Genomic DNA, 3,626 nt, shown 5'->3' on the forward strand with positions numbered 1-3,626 from the left:
GGCCGCGGCCGGTCCGTCCGGGGGCGACGACACGCTGATCGGCGGCTGGCTGCTGGCCGACGCGGTGGTCCGGGCCGACGGCTCCGGGGTGCACGCGTACGACCGGGCGGGCGGCAAGGCGACCTGGTCGGTGGAGCCGCCGGCCGCCGGGGCCGTCCCGTGCGGGCTGTCGGCGGGGGTGAACCCGGCGGGCCTGGGCGCGGCCCTGTTCCGTCCGCAGGCCGATCCGAAGAGCCCCTGCACGCTGGTGGCCGCCGTGGACACCAAGACCGGCAAGACCGTCTGGACCAAGAGCCTCTCGGACGCCAAGGGCGCCTACTCGGCCCGGGTCGGCGTCACCGAGGACAAGGTGATCGCCGTCGGCGACGACCGGGTGCTGGCCTGGGAGTCCGCCGACGGGAAGGACGTCTGGCAGTACACCGGGCAGGGCAAGTTCTGCACCCTGTCCGGCGGCGTCAGCGGCAAGACCGTGCTCGTCGCCTCCTCCTGCGCCGACTCGACCCCCGCCGACCAGGCCGTCGCGCTGAACACCGCGGACGGCAAGGTCGGCTGGTGGCGGGGCCTGAACAACCAGCCGAAGACGGTGACCGTGCTGTCGGCCGAGCCGTCCGTGGTCCTCACCACCGGCGGGAAGCCCGAGGACGACCGGGTGTTCGCCTGGGGCGCGGGCGGCGACCCGGCCGCCGAGATCCCGGTGGCCGTCGACGGCGGCCGACTGGACGTCGCCCACGGTACGTTTTCGGCCACTCCCGAGGTGTACTTCGAGGGCCGCACGATGGTCACCACCCTGGCCCCGCCGAACGGCGGCGGGCCGGTGGCCGCGGTCGGCTACGACCTGGACACCGGCAAGCAGCGCTGGAAGACGCCGACCGCCGCCAAGGGCGCCGTCCGGGCGGTCGGCATCGACGGCGGGTCGCTGGTGCTCGCCGCCGACGAACGCCGCGACCAGCCCGCCCGCCTCAGCCGGTTCCCGCTGGCGGGCGGCCGGGAGGCGACCGGGGGCAACTTCCCGGCCGGCACCGGCTCGCTGCTGATCTCCGGACGGGTGCTCATCGGCGGCGGGCAGGTGGTCGTGGTGCCCGAGCACTCGACGAACTACGGCACGGCGGCGGGGTACCGGGCGAAGGACTGAGGCCCTCCGCCCGGGTTTCCGGCCTCCTTGCGCCTCCTCGCGCCGCCTTACGCCGCGGAGACGGGCCGGCCCGGTACGGCCGGCAGCCAGTCGGCGAGGTCCCGGACCTCCGAGCCGCGCAGACCGAGCGCCAGCATCAGGCTGGCCTGCGGCGTCGGCTCGAACGGGCGGCGCAGCAGCTTCATCCCGGCCTGCTCCGGCGTGCGGTCCGCCTTGTGCTGGTTGTCCTCCGCGCACGCGGCCACGGTGTTCATCCAGCTGTCGGCACCACCGCGCGACCTGGGCTGGAGGTGGTCCACCGTGGTGGCCCGCCGGCCGCAGTACGCGCACAGGTGCCGGTCCCGCGCCAGGACGCCGCGCCGCGACCACGGAGCCTGTTGTCGGAACGGCACCCGTACGTACCGTTGCAGTCTGATCACCCGTGGCACCGGGACGGCAATGCCCGTCCCCCGGATCGAGCGCAGCGGATGCGCCTGCTCCACCACGGCCTTGTCCTGGAGCACCAGGACGACGGCGCGCTGGAGCGACACCGTCGTCAGGGGCTCGTAGCTCGCGTTCAGAACCAGCGTGTTGCGCACTCGGCACACCCTTCCCGCGGGCGTGCCACGGCGGCACGACCGTCTCCACACACGTCACTGCCGCCGCACGGCGGTGGAACCACTCTGAATGGGCCCGTAGCCGTCGAACAACGGAATTTCCGGTATCGGGGAGGGGCCCGGGACGGCGGACCGGCCGACCGGGAGGGGTGCCTCGGGGAAACTCGCTGGCCGGAACCGCGTAGGCTCTATCAGGCTGGAGTCGTACCGACCCGGAGCCCGACCGAACCGGGCCAGCACTGGTCGGACGCCCGATCGAAGGAGAAGCGTGACCGTGACGGACATCGTCGACGAGCTGCAGTGGCGCGGGCTGATCGCCCTTTCCACTGACGAGGACGCACTGCGCAAGGCGTTCGCGGACGGCCCGGTCACGTTCTATTGCGGCTTCGACCCGACGGCCCCCAGCCTGCACCTCGGCAACCTGGTGCAGATCCTCACCATGCGCCGCATCCAGCAGGCGGGGAACCTCCCGCTCGGGCTGGTCGGCGGCGCCACGGGCCTGATCGGCGACCCGAAGCCCACCGCCGAGCGCGTGCTCAACGACCCCGAGACGGTGGCCGGCTGGGTCGAACGCCTGCGCGGCCAGATCTCGCGCTTCCTCGACTTCGAGGGCCCGTACGCGGCGCGCATGGTCAACAACCTGGACTGGACGTCCGGGATGTCGGCGATCAGCCTGCTGCGTGACGTGGGCAAGTACTTCCGGGTCAACAACATGATCGCCAAGGAGGCCGTCGCCCGACGGCTCAACTCCGACGCGGGCATCAGCTACACCGAGTTCAGCTACCAGATCCTCCAGGGCATGGACTACCTGGAGCTGAACCGCCGCTACGGCTGCGCCCTGCAGACCGGCGGCAGCGACCAGTGGGGCAACCTGACCGCCGGCACGGACCTGATCCGCAAGGCCGACGGCAAGTCCGTCCACGCGCTGGCCACGCCGCTGATCGTCAAGGCCGACGGCACCAAGTTCGGCAAGACCGAGTCCGGCACGGTCTGGCTCGACCCCGAGCTGACCACCCCGTACGCCTTCTACCAGTTCTGGCTGAACGCGGACGACCGGGACGTCCCCACCTTCCTGCGGATCTTCAGCTTCCGTTCGAAGGAGGAGGTCGAGGAGCTGGAGCGCGACACCATCGAGCGCCCGGCCGCCCGCCTCGCCCAGCGTGCCCTCGCCGAGGAGCTCACCACGCTGGTGCACGGCGCGGAGCAGTACGAGCGCGCGGTCGCCGCGTCCAAGGCGCTGTTCGGCCAGGGCGACCTCGCCGACCTGGAGGCCCCGACCCTGGCCGCCGCCCTGGCCGAGGTCCCGAAGGCCGAGGTGTCCGAACTGCAGACGGTGGTCGACCTGCTGGTCGCCGTCGGGCTGTCGCCCAGCCGTTCGGCCGCCCGCCGGACGATCAAGGAGGGCGGTGCCTACCTCAACAACGTCAAGGTGACGGACGAGGAGGCGGTGCCGACCGAGGCCGACCTGCTGCACGGCCGCTGGCTGGTGCTGCGGCGCGGCAAGCGGAACCTGGCGGCGGCGGAGCTGGTCGCCGCCGGCTGACCGCCGGTCGACGGCCGGGCCGGTGGAGGCTGCCGGTTGAGGCTTGGCTGAAAGCACACCTGCTCTGAGCTGCGGCTTCGAGCCCCGAGGGCCGGATCTGGACAGATCCGGCCCTCGACGTTTGACGATGTCGTCCAGGTGGCCTAGTGTTGAACGAGTCGCTGGAGCGGCCACCCCACTCAGCAAGACCCACTCCCACTCTGATTCCCATGAAAATGGGTTCGTCGGCATTGCCGTCTACGGGTGAGTGTGAATTTCGAGTGACACTCGGAATGCGGTAATGTGGTGGACGTCGCGAAAAGCGGACCCGGCCAGTTCGGGAAATCGGATGAATGAAACTCCGGAAAACGGAGCG

Annotated in this window: 3 protein-coding genes; 2 read left to right on the forward strand and 1 reads right to left on the reverse strand. The window is 71.5% G+C overall.

Annotation, left to right across the window (positions count from 1 at the left end; all coding sequences use genetic code 11):
• A partial coding sequence (locus AE652_RS37610) for a PQQ-binding-like beta-propeller repeat protein (RefSeq protein ID WP_049659777.1) occupies window positions 1-1,132 on the forward strand: 1,132 nt, incomplete at its 5' end.
• Window positions 1,133-1,179: 47 nt separating this feature from the next.
• Here the strand turns inward: AE652_RS37610 and AE652_RS37615 are convergent.
• On the reverse strand, window positions 1,180-1,710 hold the full coding sequence (locus tag AE652_RS37615; protein WP_049659779.1) for an HNH endonuclease: 531 nt from the start codon (window positions 1,708-1,710) through the stop codon (window positions 1,180-1,182).
• Between the two features lie 292 nt (window positions 1,711-2,002).
• On the opposite strand from AE652_RS37615, the gene tyrS reads away from it, so the two are divergent.
• Entirely contained in the window at window positions 2,003-3,271 is a 1,269-nt protein-coding gene (gene tyrS / locus AE652_RS37620; RefSeq protein WP_049659781.1) for a tyrosine--tRNA ligase, read from the forward strand.
• Window positions 3,272-3,626 lie beyond the last annotated feature (355 nt).

Source organism: Kitasatospora sp. MY 5-36 (assembly GCF_001182915.1).
GTDB lineage: Bacteria > Actinomycetota > Actinomycetes > Streptomycetales > Streptomycetaceae > Kitasatospora.